Origin of the sequence: Luteibacter aegosomaticola, from assembly GCF_023078475.1 — a bacterium.
Classification (GTDB): domain Bacteria; phylum Pseudomonadota; class Gammaproteobacteria; order Xanthomonadales; family Rhodanobacteraceae; genus Luteibacter; species Luteibacter aegosomaticola.
Window position 1 is genome coordinate 3445289 of sequence record NZ_CP095741.1, and the last position, 15289, is coordinate 3460577.

The window sequence follows — 15289 nt, forward strand, 5'->3', positions numbered from 1 at the left end:
GGACGTAGGTCGTTTCCGGCCGTTTGCCCCGAGATGGGGGCCATGGCTTGAGGCTCAATGGTGTGTGCCGGGAAACGCTGCGTTCAGCCCAACCGGGCCGCCTGCCGTGCCGCGCGCCAGGCGCGAAGGGCGGTGGCGGGGCCGGTACGGGCCTGGCGCTTGTGCAATTCAGCAAAGGGTTCGGCGGCGCGGGCGGCGCCACGGGCCGTGGCCAGCGCCGTACGGCCCTCCAGGCCACGGAAGGTGGACAGAGGCTGCCCCCGGCCTAGCGCGGCCGCCAGGCCGGCTGCCAGCTCGTTGAGTTGCGCCTTGAGGGCCTCCCGGCGGGCCGGGGAGTCGTCCTTGAGCTGGCTGCGGCTCAGGCCGTGCCTTGCGAGGCGCGACATGGGCAGGGGCAGACGCTCGCGGTCCACATCGAACTCCAGGCGCGAGAGGGCAAATACCAGGTGTGAGAGCGTCGCGATCTCGGCAGCTGCGTCGGTGGCAGCTTCCGGACCGAACCACCACGCGTTCTCAAGCGTAGCCAACGCGCCATGCATATTGCGCGCGGCGGCCACCTGGCCGGCGAAGTCGGACGAGGTGCCCTGCTCCAGCTGGGCCATGGCCGCGAGCACGGGCGCCAGCCACATCTGTGCAGGGATCGCCCGGGCCCGCTCGCTGGCGAACAAGGCCTTGGTCAACGGGTGGCGGCCGCCGCTGGCGGCAGCGCCAGAGAGTTCCTCCGCCCACCACTGCAGCTTGGCAGCCGCCACGGTCGGCTCGCGCACGCCGTAGGCCGATGAAATCAGTTCCTGCTCGAAGGCAGCGAGGGCCATGCGCTCATCGCGCACGGCCGGGTCGACAAACCCCAGCGCGACACGCTGCTGCGGCTGGATCGCCAGCCATTTGTCGACGTAGCTCTGGATCGCACCGTCGGTCATGCCGCCACCTCACGCACGCCCAGCAGCGTGGCCAGGTCATCCGGGTGGTCGACGACGGCGTCTGCACCCCAACTGTCCGGATCGCCGCCATCGAGGTAGCCCCAGCGCACGGCTACGCTGAACAACCCCGCGGCCTTGCCGGCAACGATGTCGCGACGGTCATCACCAACGAACACCGAACGCGCAGGCGCGCAGCCGGCGGTTTCGCAGGCCAGTAACACCGGTGCCGGGTCCGGCTTTTTCACCGGCAACGTATCGCCCGACACCACGGCAGCCGGCTGCCAATGCGGCACAGCCGCGGGCAGCAGCGCATCGGTCAGGAAACCTGGCTTATTGGTGACGATGCCCCAACGGATGCCAGCGGCCACGAGACCCGCGAGCATCGGCTCCACGCCGGCGAACGGCACGGTGTGCGCCGCCATGTTGGCCTCGTACAGCGCGAGATAACGCGGTACCAGCGCCAGCACACCCGCTTCATCGAGCTGCGGGAAACCCACGCTGATGATCGCGCGCGAACCGCGCGACACCACGGGACGCACATCGTCGTACGCAGGCGGTGCTACGCCCTGCTCCGCGCACAGCAACATCAGTGCGTGATGCAGATCCAGCCCGCTATCGAGCAAGGTGCCATCGAGGTCGAAGAACACACCCTCGGGCTTGAACGGCAGCTTGCTCACGCCGGTTTCCTTGCGGCCAGCACGTAGTTCACCGCGGTATTACGGGTGAGGCTCGCGTTGCGCGTGAGCGGGTTATAGGCCAGCCCAGAGATGTCTTCCAGTTCGAGTCCAACGCGGCGCAGCATGCCCGAAACCTCGGACGGCTTCAGGAACTGTGCGTAGTGGTGCGTGCCACGCGGCAGCAGGCGCATGACGTACTCCGCGCCCAGGATCGCCGCGCCGAACGCGGCCGGTGTGCGGTTGAGCGTGGACAGGAACAGCTGGCCGCCCGGCTTGAGCATGGCGGCCAGGTCGCGGATCAGCACGAAGGGATCGGGCACGTGCTCGATCATTTCCATGCAGCACACGACGTCGAACGATTCCGGTTCGGCCGCGGCCAGTTCGTCCGACGACTGCACGCGGTAATCCACCTGCAGGTTCGATTCGAACAGGTGCAGCTTCGCGATCTCGATGAGCTTGGCGCCGAGGTCGATGGCCGTCACGTTCGCGCCGGCGCGGGCCAACGCTTCGCTGAGCAGGCCACCACCGCAGCCGACATCGACCACTTTGGCACCGCGCAGGTTGGCGCGGCCAGCGACGTAGGCCGAGCGCACCGGGTTCAGGTCGTGCAGCGGGCGGGATTCGCCATCCGGATCCCACCAGCGCGCGGCGAGCTTTTCAAAACGCGCGATTTCTTCCGCGCTCACATTGGCGTTGGTTTGCATCGTGGTTGCCTCAGGGAAAACGGCGCACGCGCCACTCGTGGACGGTAAGCGTGGACGACCCGGACGTATGCAGCGGATCGCCATGGGCGATCTGCGTGGCGGTATCCAGATCGGCCGCGCGCAACAGGTAGGCACCGCCGGTGCCATCGGTGAATGGGCCCGTCATGTCGAGCAGGCCACGCTCGATCAGGCCTTGCAGGAACACCTGGTGCTCGGCGCCGGCCGAGGCCTGGAAGGCCTCGTTACGCATGGCCATCACCAGGTAGAGGTGAATCGTGTCGTTCATTCCGGCGCATCCTCCGCGGCGATCTGCTCACGCCAGCCGCGAGCCTTGTCGCGGATGGCTTCGACATCAATGCCGATCAGGGTCTTATCGGCCAGCTTGCGCTTGCCGTCGATCCACACATCGCTCACCTGGTGGCGGCCCGTGGCGTACACGAGCTGCGAGGCCACGTGGTACAGCGGCTGGGTTTCCAGATCATCCAGACGCACAGCAGCCAGGTCGGCGCGCTTGCCCGGCTCGATCGAGCCGATCTTTTCGCCGAGGCCAATGGCCTTCGCACCATTGAGCGTGGCGGCACGCAGTGCGCTGGCGGCATCGAACGCCGCCGCATCGCCTGCCACGGCCTTCGCCAGCATCGCAGCGGTACGCATCTCGCCAAACATGTCGAGGTCGTTATTCGACGCGCAGCCATCGGTACCGATGCACACATTCACGCCGGCCGTACGCAGTTTCTCCGCCGGGCAGAAGCCCGACGCGAGCTTGAGGTTCGATTCCGGGCAGTGCACGACCGACACGCCCGCGGCGGCACACGCGGCGATTTCGCCGTCGGTGAGTTGGGTCATGTGCACGGCGATAAGGCGCTCGTTGACCAGGCCCAGCTTCTGCAGGCGCTCGAAAGGACGGACGCCATCGCGCGCCTTGCCCTCTTCCACTTCCTGCGCGGTCTCATGGGTGTGCAGGTGCACGGGAATATCGAGCTGCTCGGAGAGCACGCGAATCCGCTCGAAGTTCTCATCCGAAACGGTGTACGGCGCATGCGGCGCGAACGCGGTCGTGAGCAGCGGCTCGCCGCGCAGGCTGTCGTGCACTTCCTCGGCGCGCTGGAAGTATTCATCCGAGGTCTTCGCCCACGGCGTGGGGAAGTCGATGACCGGCAGGCCGATCACCGCGCGGAAGCCCATCTGCCGATAAGTGGCGGCGATGACGTCCGGGAAGAAATAGTTTTCGTTGGCGCAGGTGGTGCCGCCGCGGATCATCTCGGCCACGGCGAGTTCCACGCCATCGCGAATGAAATCCGGACCCATCACGCGGCCTTCGGCCGGCCAGATGTGCTCCTGCAACCAGACCATGAGTGGCAGGTCGTCGGCCAGGCCGCGCAGCAGGGTCATGGGGTTGTGCGTGTGCGAGTTCACCAGGCCGGGAATCAGGGCATGTTCGCTGAGCGACACGCGTTCGCGCGGCGCGTAGTGCTGGCGCGCTTCATCGGCGGGAAGGATGGCGAGGATCTCACCCTTGTCGATGGCAACGGCGTGGTCGTCGAGTACGACGCCATGCGGTTCCACCGGGACGACCCAGCGGGCTTCGATGAGGAGGTCGATATCGCGGATGTCGTTGGAGCTCATGGAGACTGTTTCCTTGCGCCTGATAAGCGAACGGCACGGCGCCCAGGGGGCGGCCGTGCCGTCGGTGTACGTCGATCGTGCGTCTTACTTGACGCGGCTGTCGTACTCGCCGGTGCGGGTATCGACCTTGATCATTTCATCCTGGTTGACGAACAGCGGCACGCGGACCACGGCGCCGGTTTCGAGCGTCGCCGGCTTGCCGCCGCCGCCCGAGGTATCGCCACGGACGCCCGGATCGGTTTCGACGATCTTCAGCTCAACGAACTTCGGCGCCTGCACCGCGATGATCTGGGTTTCGTTGAAGATGGTGATGACGCACTGCTCGTCGCCCTTCAGCCACTTCCAGGCATCGCCCATGGCGGCCAGGTTGGCGCGGTACTGCTCGAAGGTCTCCGAGTGCATGAAGATCCACTCGCGGTCGTCGCCGGTGCCTTCGATGTACGAGAAGCTGGCGTCCGTATCAGTCGCGTTGGCTTCTTCGTACGAATCGCTCGACTTCAGGGTCAGCTCGGTGGTGCGGCCGTCCTTGAGGTTACGCACACGGATGCGGGTGAACGCCTGGCCCTTGCCCGGCTTGATGAAGTCCGCCTCGGTGATCACCCAGGGATCGCCGTTGTGGAGGATCTTCTTGCCCGTTTTGACGTCATTGAGGCCAAGGCTCGCCATGTGTTGCATGCTCCAGAGGTGAATCCGCCCGCCGGGCGGCTAAAATAGGGGTCTGTTACGGGCCTCGTGGCCCGCCCCAAGGCCCACCATGATAACCGCAAGCCCCACTCCCCGCCTACCGACGCCCGTTCAGGGGTGGCGCGAGGCCTGGCGAGATGCCATCACCGATGCCAGCGAGCTCCTGCAGGCCGTCGGCCTCGGCCACCGCGCGGACCTGCTGCCGCCCGACGACGCCGGCTTCCCGCTGAGGGTGCCGCGTGGCTTCGTGGCGCGCATGCGCCAGGGCGACCCGTCCGACCCCCTCCTCCTGCAGGTGCTGCCCCGCCAGGCCGAGCACGTGGAGGCACCGGGGTTCAGCGTGGACGCCGTGGGCGATATGGCCGCCAAGGCGGGCCATGGCCTGCTCCACAAATACGATGGCCGCGCCCTGCTGATCGCCAGCGGCTCGTGCGCCGTGAACTGCCGGTACTGCTTCCGCCGGCACTTCCCCTACGGCGAAGAGATTGCCGCCGCCGCTCAATGGCGCGAGGCGCTGGCCCACGTGGCCGCCGACACCTCGATCCGCGAGCTCATCCTCTCTGGCGGGGATCCGCTTTCCCTGGCCACCCACAAGCTCGAGGAGCTGACGCGCGGCCTGGCGGCCATGCCCCACGTGATCCGCCTGCGCATCCACACCCGCCTGCCCGTGGTGCTGCCCGAGCGCGTGGATGACGCGTTCACCGCGTGGCTGGCCGCCCTGCCCTTGCAGAAGGTGGTGGTGCTGCACGCCAACCACGCCAACGAGTTCGATGCCAGCGTGGACGCCGCCTGCGCCCGCTTGCGCGAGGCCGGGGCCACCCTGCTCAACCAGTCGGTGCTGCTGCGCGGCGTGAACGATGACGCCGATGCCCTGGCCGACCTCTGCGAGCGATCGTTTGCCGCGGGGGTGCTGCCCTACTACCTGCACCAGCTCGACAAAGTCACCGGCGCCGCCCATTTCGAGGTGGCCGATGAGCAAGCACTGGCCCTGGTGGAGACACTCCGGGCACGTTTACCTGGGTACCTTGTCCCAAAACTGGTTCGGGAATTGCCCGGCGACCCCTCAAAGCGTCCCATTGCCGATTTCGCGCGCTAGTATGGGCCCATCCTGCCGTAGATCCGGCAGGACCGCGAGACAGGGGGTGCACACTGGGGAACCGGTGTGCCGGGGTGGAACTGCGGTAGCCAAGAACAAGCATGAAACACGACAACGTTATCCGCGTCCTCTTCATCGAATCGTCGGTGGAAGAGGCGGAACTATTGATCAATGTGCTGCGCAATGGCGGCATCGCCGTGCGCCCGTCGCGTGCCACCACGGCCGACGAGATCCAGGCCTGCCTGGCCGACCAGGCGCCGGACCTCGTGCTGCTGAATCCGACGGTGCCCGGGGTCGATCCGAACCAGGTCCTGCGCCAGCTTGACGCCAGCGGGCGCGACCTTGCGGCGATCGCGGTGCTGGAGCACCTCGATGACGACCAGGTGGCCGACCTGCTCGCGGGCGGTGCCCGCGGCGTGGCCCTGCGCAAGCGCCACGACCAGATCCTCGCCACGGTCCGCCGCGAGTTCCAGTCGCTCTCCATGCGCCGCCAGGTGCGCCGTCTCGAGACGGCCCTGCGCGAAACCGAGCGCCGCTGTGACTCGCTGCTGGATTCGTCGCGCGATGCGATCGCCTATGTGCACGAGGGCATGCATGTCCGCGTGAACCAGGCTTACCTAGAGGCCTTTGGCTTCAACGAATACGACGACATCATCGGCCTGCCGATCCTCGATCTGATCTCGGGCACGCACGCCGACGACTTCAAGAACGCCCTGCGCGGGGTGTCAAAGGGCGAAAAGACCCCACCGCCGATGGACCTCCTGGCCCGTCGCGACGACGGCACCACGTTCAAGGCGGCCGTCGAATTCGCCCAGGCCACCTTCGAAGGCGAGGCCTGCCTGCAGATCGTGTTCCGCCAGCAGACGGTGGACCCCGCGCTGGTGGCGCAGCTCTATCAGGATCCGGTCACCGGCCTGTTCAATCGCGCGCGCACGCTTGAGCACATTGATGAGGCTGTGGCCGCCGCCGCAGCGGGCCGTGCTGGCCAGGCCGTGCTGCTGATCGAGCCGGACAACTGGAAGGAACTGGTGGCCAGCGCTGGCATCGCCAACGCCGACCAGGTGCTGGCGAACCTTGCCGTGCGCATCAAGGAAGCACTCGACGAGGAAGACGTCCCGGGCGTACTCGGCGACCACACCTTCGGCATCGTGCTCGCTCCGCGGGGCGACCTGGAACACGCCGCGCTGACCGAGCGCCTGCGCGCCAGCATCGCCGAAGCCATCATCGACGCGGGCACGCGCTCACTGACGGTCACCGTGACCGTGGGCGGCACCCTGCTCGCCGAAAAGAACGCCAACGCCGAAACCGTGCTCGACCAGGCCCAGGCCGCGCTGCGCAACGCCCAGAACCAGGGCGGTAATCGCGTGGAGCTGCACGACCCGGCCGCGCGCGAAAAGGCCGATGCCGAGCGCGAGCAGTACTGGCTGGACCTGGTTCGCGAGGCGCTCGCGCAGGATGGCCTGCGCCTGTACCACCAGCAGATCATCAGCCTGCAGGATGCCGCCGGCGAGTTCTACGACATCCTGGTCCGCATGCGCGGCCCGAAGGGCGATGTGCTGCCCTCGTACTTCTTCCCCGTGGCGGAACGCAACGGCCTGCTTCCGGCGATCGACCGCTGGGTGCTGGGCCACGCTATCGACGCCCTCGCCCACCGCGAGAACGATGGCCTGACCACCACCTATTTCGTGAAGATCACCGCACAGTCGCTGGAAGACCCCGACCTGCTGCCGTGGCTCAAGCGGCGCCTGGAAACGGCCAAGCTGCGCCGCAGCCAGCTCGTTATCGCCATGCCGGAATCGAAGGTGCTGACGATGCTGCGCAAGGCCCAGGAGTTCTCGGCCGGCTGGCGCCAGTCGGGCGGGCGGTTTGCGATCGAGCAGTTCGGCTCAGGCCTGAACTCGTTCCAGATGCTGACCCACGTCGAGGCCGACTTCCTGAAGATCGACCGCAGCTTCATGACCGACCTGCCGCAGCACCCGGAAAACCAGAAGCGCATTTCCGACATCTGCAAGGAAGGCCACGCCACTGGCAAGCAGACCGTCGCCGAATGGGTGGAGGATGCTGTGAGCACCTCGCTGCTCTTCGCCTGCGGCGTCGATTTCGTGCAGGGCAACTTCCTGCAGGAGCCGGCGAAGGTGTTGGCTGAAGAGTACCTGCCGGTCTGAGGCGAAAGGCGTCGCCCACAGGGTGGGCTCCTACCGTAGGAGCCCACCCTGTGGGCGACGCCTTTCGCGAAGACCCAACAAGACGCCTCTCGCGAAAACCCAACACGTACAACCCAACACGCACAACGAAAAAAGCCCGCGATCGCTCGCGGGCTTTTTCTTGACGCTTGCTGCAACCGATTACTCGGCAGCGGCAGCAGCGGCAGCCTTCTTCGCAGCCTTGGCGGCGGCGGCGGCGGCCACGTCTTCCTTGATGCGAGCAGCCTTGCCTTCCAGACCACGCAGGAAGTACAGCTTGGCGCCGCGGACCTTACCCTTACGCTTCACTTCGACCGAGTCGATAGCGGCGCTGTGGGTCTGGAACACGCGCTCAACGCCGGTGCCGTGCGAGATCTTGCGCACGGTGAAGGCGGAGTGCAGGCCGCGGCTACGCTTGGCAATGCAGATACCTTCGAACGCCTGGACGCGCTCGCGGTTGCCTTCCTTGACCTTGACGTTAACGACCACGGTGTCGCCAGGGCCGAAATCCGGCAGCTGGCGGGTGATCTGCTCGGCTTCGAACTGTTGGAGAAGTTTGTTCATGGCACACACCTGTCAATATTTGTTACGGCGGTCGTCGCCGGCCGCACCGTTTGGCCGCGAATATTCACGGCGGAATTCATCCAGCAAAGCCCGGGATTGATCATCCAGGACCAGCTGCGTTAGCAGATCCGGCCGGCGCAGCCAGGTTCGACCTAGCGACTGCTTACGACGCCAACGGGCAATAGCCGCGTGGTCGCCGGACAGCAGCACCTCCGGCACGCCACCCCATGCGTCGTGCTGCACGGGACGGGTGTAGTGCGGGCAATCCAGCAAGCCGTCCGAGAACGAATCCTGCTGGTGGGACTGCGCATCGTTCAATGCACCTTCCTGAAGACGACCCACCGCATCGATAACCACCGCTGCGCCGAGCTCACCGCCAGACAGCACATAATCGCCGATTGAGAGCTCTTCGTCGACCTCGTGCTGGACAAAGCGTTCGTCCACACCTTCATAACGTCCGCAGATCAGGGCAATTCGCGGCATATTTGCCAGCGCTTCCACCCGCTTCTGCGTCAGCCGCGCGCCTTGCGGGCTGAGGTAGATCACGTGCACCGGTTCCGGTGCCGCCTCACGAATCGCCGCGAGCGTGGCTCGCAAGGGCTCGATCAGCATCACCATGCCTGGTCCACCGCCAAAGGGGCGGCCATCCACGGTGCGGTAATTATCGGTGGCGAAATCACGCGGGTTCCAGGCTTCCACCTGGAGCAGCTCGCGCTGCTGCGCCCTTCCTACCACCCCGATACCGGCCGACTGGCGGACAAAATCGGGAAACAGCGTTACCACGTCGATGCGCATGACTTCAGGTACCGCTGCTCAGAACTCGGGGTCCCAGTCCACTACGATGCGGCCGGCGTCGAAATCGACGGACTGCACGTAGGGGCCCTGGACGAACGGGACCAGACGCTCCTTTTCACCATCCTTGACCACCATGACATCGTTGGCGCCGGTGGAAAAAAGGTGGCTGACCCGGCCGAGCGAAACGTTCTCCGTGGTGACGACCTCGAGGCTTTCGAGATCGAACCAGTAGAACTCGCCCGGGGCGGGCGGCGGAAACGAGTCGCGCGAGACCGTGATCTCGCAACCGACCAGCGTTGCCGCCTGGTCACGATCCGTGATGTCCGGCAGGGAGGCGACGATGCCCTTGCCCTGCGCGTTACCGCGGATCCCGCTCATCTCCCGTTCCACGCCCGGCGCGGTCAGCAGCCAGGGCTGGTACCGGAAGATCTGGAGGCGGGGCTCGGTCCAGCTTTCAAGCTTGACCTGGCCCTGCACACCATGGAGCCCAACGATGCGCCCTACGCGGACGCGCCGGCCAGGCTCCGTCGACATCAAGCTGCCAGCTTGCCGGCTTCCTTGACGAGGGCGCGGACCTTATCGGTCAGCTGCGCACCCTTGGCCACCCAGGCGTTGACCTTGGCGACGTCGAGCTCGAGACGCTTGTCAGCGCCCGAAGCGACCGGGTTGTAGTAGCCAACACGCTCGATGTTACGGCCATCGCGCGGGCTGCGCTGGTCGGTCACAACGATGTGATAAAACGGACGGCCCTTGGCGCCACCGCGCGAAAGACGAATCTTAACCATAAGTTACGTGCTCCAGAGTGCCGGATGCCGGCAAAGCGCGCGCGAGAAGCGGGCGCGGTAAAGCCGGACATTTTAGCCAAAGTTTTCAGAAATGGAAGTACCTGCGGGCACTTCCGTGGCCTTACGGCCGGTTTAACGCGGCGGCATCATCCCACCCATGCCGCCCATGCCCTTCAGGGCGCCACGCATCTGGCGCATGAGGCCCTTGCTGCCACCCTTCGACAGCTTGGACATCATCTTTTCCATCTGCATGAATTGCTTCAGCAGGCGGTTCACATCCGCCGGCTGGGTGCCGGAACCGCGTGCAACGCGGGCCTTGCGCGAGCCGTTCAGGAGATCCGGGTGGCGGCGCTCCTTCTTCGTCATCGAGCCAATGATGGCGACCATCTTCTTCAGTTCGCCGTCGTTGACCTTCGACTTCACGTTCTCAGGCAGGGCGGAGACGCCCGGCAGTTTGTCCATGAGGCCGGCGAGCCCGCCCATGTTGTTCATCTGTTCGAGCTGATCGCGCATATCGTTGAGATCGAAGCGCTTGCCCTTCATGACCTTCTCGGCCAGCTTCTGGGCTTTCTCGTGGTCGACCTTGCGCTCTACCTCTTCCACGAGCGACAGCACGTCGCCCATGCCGAGGATGCGCTGGGCGACGCGATCCGGGTGGAACGGCTCGAGGGCATCGGTCTTTTCACCGGCGCCGAGGAACTTGATGGGGCGACCGGTGATGTAGCGCACCGACAGGGCCGCACCGCCGCGGGCATCGCCGTCGGTCTTGGTGAGCACCACGCCGGTGAGCGGCAGCGCGTCAGCGAACGCCTTGGCGACGTTGGCCGCATCCTGGCCGGTCATCGAATCGACGACGAACAGGGTTTCGATCGGGTTGATGGCGCCGTGGAGGGACTTGATCTCCTCCATCATCGCTTCGTCGACGTGCAGGCGGCCGGCGGTATCCACCAGCAGCACGTCGATGACTTCGCGGCGGGCGGCGGCAACGGCGGCCTTCGCGATATCGACCGGGTTCTGGCCGGCTTCGGACGGGAAGAAGGACACGTCGACCTGCGAGGCCAGCGTGCGCAGCTGTTCGATAGCGGCCGGACGGTACACGTCGCAGCTGACCACCATGACGCGCTTCTTCTTCCGCTCCTTGAGGAAGCGGGCGAGCTTGCCGACGGTGGTGGTCTTACCAGCGCCCTGGAGGCCCGCCATGAGCACGACGGCTGGCGGCTGGGTGGCGAGGTTCAGCTCGCTGTTGGCGGCACCCATGACGGCGGTGAGCTCGTCGCTGACGACCTTGACCAGAGCCTGGCCCGGAGAAAGGCTCTTCAGCACGTCCTGGCCGACGGCACGGACCTTCACGCGCTCGACCAGCGCCTTCACCACCGGCAAGGCCACATCGGCCTCGAGCAGGGCGATGCGCACTTCGCGGAGGGTCTCGCGGATGTTTTCCTCGGTCAGCCGGCCGCGACCACGCAGGCGGTTAACGGTATCGGAGAGGCGTTGGCTGAGCGATTCAAACATGGCGGGAGCCGTCGGGGGATACGTGAACACCCGATTATAGCCGTTTACCACCCCGTAGGAGCCCACCCTGTGGGCGACATCTTTCGCGACACCGTCGCAGGACGCGTGGCATCAACCCGAAAGGCACCCCCGTGGCCGCCCACAAATGCCACTGTGTCGCATTCCGCTCCCCTGCCCCCTATGCCACACTGCGCCTCCATGATCGTCACCCTTTCGCTGGTCGCTATCTTCTTCTACCTGTCTGCTGCCGGCGTGCTCGCCCGGCCGCTGGTCACGGGTGGGCAACCGTTGGCGCGCTGGGGCATGGCCCTCGCCCTGGTGGCCGCTGCCACGCACGCCGGCGCCCTGCTCGGCGCGCACCGCGGCACGCTGGACCTGCACTTCTTCGCCGCCCTCTCCCTGGTGGCATGGATCGCCTCGGCGCTTACCCTGGCGGTGAACGTCTCACGGCCGGTCGCGGGCCTGGGCATCCTTATCTTCCCGCTCTCGGCGGCATTCCTGGCCATCGACGCCTTCCTCGCCCCGCGCACCGCGCCCATGGCGATGAGCTGGCAGATCGAGATGCACGTAACCATCGCGGTGTTCGCGTTTGGCTTCCTCTCGCTGGCCGCGGCACTTTCCATCCTGCTGGCCATCCAGGAACGCGCCCTGCGGCGCAGCCGCTTCGGCCACTGGGTTCGCGCCCTGCCCCCGCTCACGCTCACCGAAGTGCTGCTGTTCCGCCTGATCGCCGTGGGCTTCGTCTTGCTGACGCTCACCCTGATCACCGGCGCCCTGTTCGTGGGTGATCTGTTCAGCCAGCATCTCGTCCACAAGACGGTGCTGTCGATCGTGGCCTGGGTGATGTTCGGTGTGCTGCTGTGGGGCCGCTGGCGTTACGGGTGGCGCGGGATCCGTGCGGTGAACCTGACGCTCGCCGCCATGGCGATCCTGCTGCTGGCATTCTTCGGCACCAAGCTGGTGCTCGAGCTGATCCTGCATCGCACGGCCTGACGTTACGGCGTCACCGCTTCGTTGGCTTATCGCGCGCAAGCGCGCGATTCACTCCCGCGATGCGTCGATCGCTTGCGAAAGGCGTTCCACGGGAATGACTTCCATATCGCCGACACGGCCACGCTTCGGCGCGTTGGCCGCCGGAACCACGGCACGCCGGAAACCGTGCGTAGCCGCTTCCTTAAGGCGCTCTTCGCCATTCGGCACGGGGCGGATCTCACCGGAGAGGCCGACTTCGCCGAAGGCGATGGTCTTCTCGGGCAGCGGGCGATCACGCAGGCTCGATAGCACGGCCATCAGCACCGGCACGTCGGAAGCGGTTTCCTGCACGCGAATACCGCCCACCACGTTGACGAAGACGTCCTGATCGTAAGCGGCCACGCCGCCATGCCGGTGCAGTACTGCCAGCAGCATGGCGAGACGGTTCTGCTCCAGGCCCAGCACCACGCGGCGCGGATTGCCCAGCGACGACTGATCGACCAGCGCCTGCACTTCCACCAGCAGCGGGCGCGTACCTTCGCGCGTGACCATCACCGCACTGCCCGGGGTCGGACCGGCATGGGCGGAGAGGAAGATCGCCGACGGGTTGGGCACTTCACGCAGGCCCTTCTCCGACATGGCGAACACGCCCAGCTCGTTCACCGCGCCGAAGCGGTTCTTGAAAGCACGCAGTACGCGGAAACGACTGCCGGATTCGCCTTCGAAATACAGCACGGCATCGACCATGTGCTCGAGCACGCGCGGGCCAGCGATACCGCCCTCCTTGGTCACGTGACCCACGAGGAATACGGAGGTACCGGTTTCCTTGGCGAAGCGGGTCAGCTTGGCGGCCGATTCGCGCACCTGGCTCACCGAGCCTGGTGCCGCCGTAAGCATCTCGGTCCAGATCGTCTGGATGGAATCGATGACGAGGACACGCGGACGCGCCGCGGCGGCCTGCTCCAGGATGCGCTCGATACAGGTCTCCGCGAGCGCATGCAGCGGCGCCAGCGGCAGGTCCAAGCGCTGCGCACGGCCAGCCACCTGGGCCAGCGATTCTTCGCCCGTGACATACAGGCTCGGCAGCGTGACGCCGAGCGTCCCAAGCATTTGCAGCAGCAGCGTGGATTTGCCGATGCCGGGGTCGCCACCGATCAGCACCACGGACCCATCGACGAGACCACCGCCTAGCACGCGATCCAGCTCACTGATGCCGGTGTTCGTGCGCGCTTCGGCCGTCAGCAGGACTTCGGTGAGCGGTGTGATCTGCGGCGCGCCTGCCGCCCCACCGGCATAGCCGCCACGCCGCGCACCCGCGGTGGCCACGGCATTGGGCTTGGCCGGCTGGACCACGAATTCGGAGAGCACGTTCCATTCGCCGCATTCGGCGCACTGGCCCTGCCATTTGCTGTGTTCGGCGCCGCACTGGGTGCAGACGTAGGCGGTCTTGGCCTTGGCCATGGTGTTCGGTATTCCTCAAAAGCAGGCGGGCTATATAACGCACCCGCGTCGCACGGGGCGATACCGGGCGTCAGCCCTCGTCTTCCACGAAGAGTACGCGACGAGTCATGCCACAGGTGAGGTCGTACGAGATCGTCCCCGCGGCGGCCGCCACCGTTTCCACGGGCAGGCCTTCGCCCCACAGGGTGACGCGGTCGCCGACACGGGCATCCGGGACGCCGCGCAGATCGAGCGTGATCAGGTCCATCGAGACACGGCCGACCAGCGGCGCGAGCTTGCCATTGACCAGCACCGGCGTGCCCTGCGCCGCACTGCGCGGGTAGCCGTCGCCATAACCGATCGCCGCGACGCCCACCGCCATGTCTTCGGGGCAGGCGTAGGTGCCGTTGTAACCGACGCGTTCGCCCTTCGCGAGGTGATTGATCGCCACCAGGCGGGTCGCCAGCGTCATCGCAGGGTGGAAGCCGAAGTCGGCGCCGCTACGGCCTTCCACGACCGACAGGCCATACAGCAGGCCACCGGTGCGAACCCAATCGCCGCGCGCATCGGGCCAGCCAAGTACGGCAGCGGAGTTGGAAAGCGCGCGCGGGCCGTCCAGGCCCGCAGTGGCGTCGCGGAAGCGCTGGATCTGGGCAGCGGTGTCGTGCCCTTCGAACTCTTCGGATGACGCGAAATGAGTCATGAGGCCGACTTCAGGCGCTATCGCCGGCATGGCCTTCAGTAGCGCGTGCACCTCACGGGCACGATCCGGAGCGAATCCCAGTCGATGCATGCCGGTATCGACCTTGATCCATGCGGTGAGCGGCCCGCGCGACGGATCCGCTTTCGCCAGCCATGGCAGTTGGGCGTCATGGTGGATCAACGCCTCCAGTTTCAGGCGCTGCATTTCCGCGATATCGGCCGGCGTATCCGGGCCGGAAAGCACGACGATCCGCTGCTTGTGCCCCGCCGCACGCAAACGCAGGCCATCGGCAATGGCGGCAACGGCAAAGGCTTCGGCCTCCGCATCCAGTGCCCGGGCCACGCGCTCGAGGCCGTGGCCATAGGCATCGGCCTTCACCACGGCCATGACGCGCGCGCCGGTGGCCAGCGCGCGGACGCGAGCCAGGTTATGGCGCAAGGCACCGAGATGGATGGTGGCGACGGTGGTACGGCTCATGGATCGAAAGGGGCCACGCTAGCGGAGAAGACCACCCAGTCTAGCCGCATCCACCGGGCAACCGTGTGGCAGGGGTGTGGCGACCCAGGGCGTAAAAGCTTCTGTAGGAGCGCGCTTGCACGCGATGGGGCTTGCCGCCAGCCCCTACCGC

16 protein-coding genes are annotated in these 15289 nt (G+C 66.3%); 3 read left to right on the forward strand and 13 right to left on the reverse strand.

The annotated features are described in order from the left end of the window. Window positions 1-83 precede the first annotated feature (83 nt). The 6 genes from L2Y96_RS15330 to efp form a co-directional block, all read right to left on the reverse strand. On the reverse strand, window positions 84-920 hold the full coding sequence (locus L2Y96_RS15330) for a squalene/phytoene synthase family protein (protein WP_247327969.1): 837 nt from the start codon (window positions 918-920) through the stop codon (window positions 84-86). Next, window positions 917-1597 (reverse strand): HAD family hydrolase, encoded by a 681-nt coding sequence (locus tag L2Y96_RS15335; RefSeq protein ID WP_247327970.1) that lies wholly within the window; start codon window positions 1595-1597, stop codon window positions 917-919. The genes L2Y96_RS15330 and L2Y96_RS15335 overlap by 4 nt, the downstream gene beginning before the upstream one ends. Next, window positions 1594-2301, reverse strand: a complete 708-nt coding sequence (gene ubiG, locus L2Y96_RS15340) for a bifunctional 2-polyprenyl-6-hydroxyphenol methylase/3-demethylubiquinol 3-O-methyltransferase UbiG (protein ID WP_247327971.1) — start codon at window positions 2299-2301, stop codon at window positions 1594-1596. Before ubiG ends, L2Y96_RS15335 begins: the two co-directional genes overlap by 4 nt. A gap of 10 nt (window positions 2302-2311) precedes the next feature. Then, window positions 2312-2587 carry a YciI family protein gene (locus L2Y96_RS15345; RefSeq protein ID WP_247327972.1) on the reverse strand — a complete coding sequence of 92 codons (276 nt, stop codon included), beginning with the start codon at window positions 2585-2587 and terminating at the stop codon, window positions 2312-2314. Continuing rightward, window positions 2584-3927 carry a TRZ/ATZ family hydrolase gene (locus L2Y96_RS15350; protein WP_247327973.1) on the reverse strand — a complete coding sequence of 448 codons (1344 nt, stop codon included), beginning with the start codon at window positions 3925-3927 and terminating at the stop codon, window positions 2584-2586. The genes L2Y96_RS15345 and L2Y96_RS15350 overlap by 4 nt, the downstream gene beginning before the upstream one ends. 84 nt (window positions 3928-4011) lie before the next feature. Then, window positions 4012-4593: an elongation factor P gene (efp, locus tag L2Y96_RS15355; protein WP_247327974.1), complete on the reverse strand. Its 582-nt coding sequence runs from the start codon at window positions 4591-4593 to the stop codon at window positions 4012-4014. An 88-nt stretch (window positions 4594-4681) separates the two neighbouring features. Between efp and epmB the strand changes: the two genes are divergently transcribed. Further along, window positions 4682-5707, forward strand: a complete 1026-nt coding sequence (gene epmB / locus L2Y96_RS15360) for an EF-P beta-lysylation protein EpmB (RefSeq protein WP_247327975.1) — start codon at window positions 4682-4684, stop codon at window positions 5705-5707. 101 nt (window positions 5708-5808) lie between these two features. Next, window positions 5809-7872, forward strand: a complete 2064-nt coding sequence (locus tag L2Y96_RS15365) for an EAL domain-containing response regulator (protein WP_247327976.1) — start codon at window positions 5809-5811, stop codon at window positions 7870-7872. A 180-nt stretch (window positions 7873-8052) separates the two neighbouring features. On the opposite strand, the gene rplS is transcribed toward L2Y96_RS15365, so the two are convergent. The 5 genes from rplS to ffh all read right to left on the reverse strand — a co-directional run bounded on the left by rplS (window position 8053) and on the right by ffh (window position 11546). Beyond that, window positions 8053-8454: a 50S ribosomal protein L19 gene (gene rplS, locus L2Y96_RS15370; RefSeq protein WP_247327977.1), complete on the reverse strand. Its 402-nt coding sequence runs from the start codon at window positions 8452-8454 to the stop codon at window positions 8053-8055. Between the two features lie 12 nt (window positions 8455-8466). Further along, window positions 8467-9249: a tRNA (guanosine(37)-N1)-methyltransferase TrmD gene (gene trmD / locus L2Y96_RS15375; RefSeq protein WP_247327978.1), complete on the reverse strand. Its 783-nt coding sequence runs from the start codon at window positions 9247-9249 to the stop codon at window positions 8467-8469. An 18-nt stretch (window positions 9250-9267) separates the two neighbouring features. Continuing rightward, window positions 9268-9783 carry a ribosome maturation factor RimM gene (gene rimM / locus L2Y96_RS15380; RefSeq protein ID WP_247327979.1) on the reverse strand — a complete coding sequence of 172 codons (516 nt, stop codon included), beginning with the start codon at window positions 9781-9783 and terminating at the stop codon, window positions 9268-9270. After that, complete coding sequence (rpsP, locus tag L2Y96_RS15385) at window positions 9783-10034, reverse strand: 30S ribosomal protein S16 (RefSeq protein ID WP_139983897.1); 252 nt, start codon at window positions 10032-10034, stop codon at window positions 9783-9785. The genes rimM and rpsP overlap by 1 nt, the downstream gene beginning before the upstream one ends. A gap of 132 nt (window positions 10035-10166) precedes the next feature. Beyond that, window positions 10167-11546, reverse strand: a complete 1380-nt coding sequence (gene ffh / locus L2Y96_RS15390; protein ID WP_247327980.1) for a signal recognition particle protein — start codon at window positions 11544-11546, stop codon at window positions 10167-10169. A 198-nt stretch (window positions 11547-11744) separates the two neighbouring features. Between ffh and L2Y96_RS15395 the strand changes: the two genes are divergently transcribed. Beyond that, entirely contained in the window at window positions 11745-12539 is a 795-nt protein-coding gene (locus L2Y96_RS15395) for a cytochrome C assembly family protein (RefSeq protein ID WP_247327981.1), read from the forward strand. 48 nt (window positions 12540-12587) lie between these two features. Here the strand turns inward: L2Y96_RS15395 and radA are convergent, their stop codons facing one another. Together radA and alr are read right to left on the reverse strand one after the other, a co-directional pair. Continuing rightward, window positions 12588-13979, reverse strand: coding sequence for a DNA repair protein RadA (radA, locus tag L2Y96_RS15400; protein ID WP_247327982.1), 1392 nt, complete (start codon window positions 13977-13979; stop codon window positions 12588-12590). Window positions 13980-14049: 70 nt separating this feature from the next. Next, complete coding sequence (gene alr / locus L2Y96_RS15405; protein WP_247327983.1) at window positions 14050-15138, reverse strand: alanine racemase; 1089 nt, start codon at window positions 15136-15138, stop codon at window positions 14050-14052. Window positions 15139-15289 lie beyond the last annotated feature (151 nt).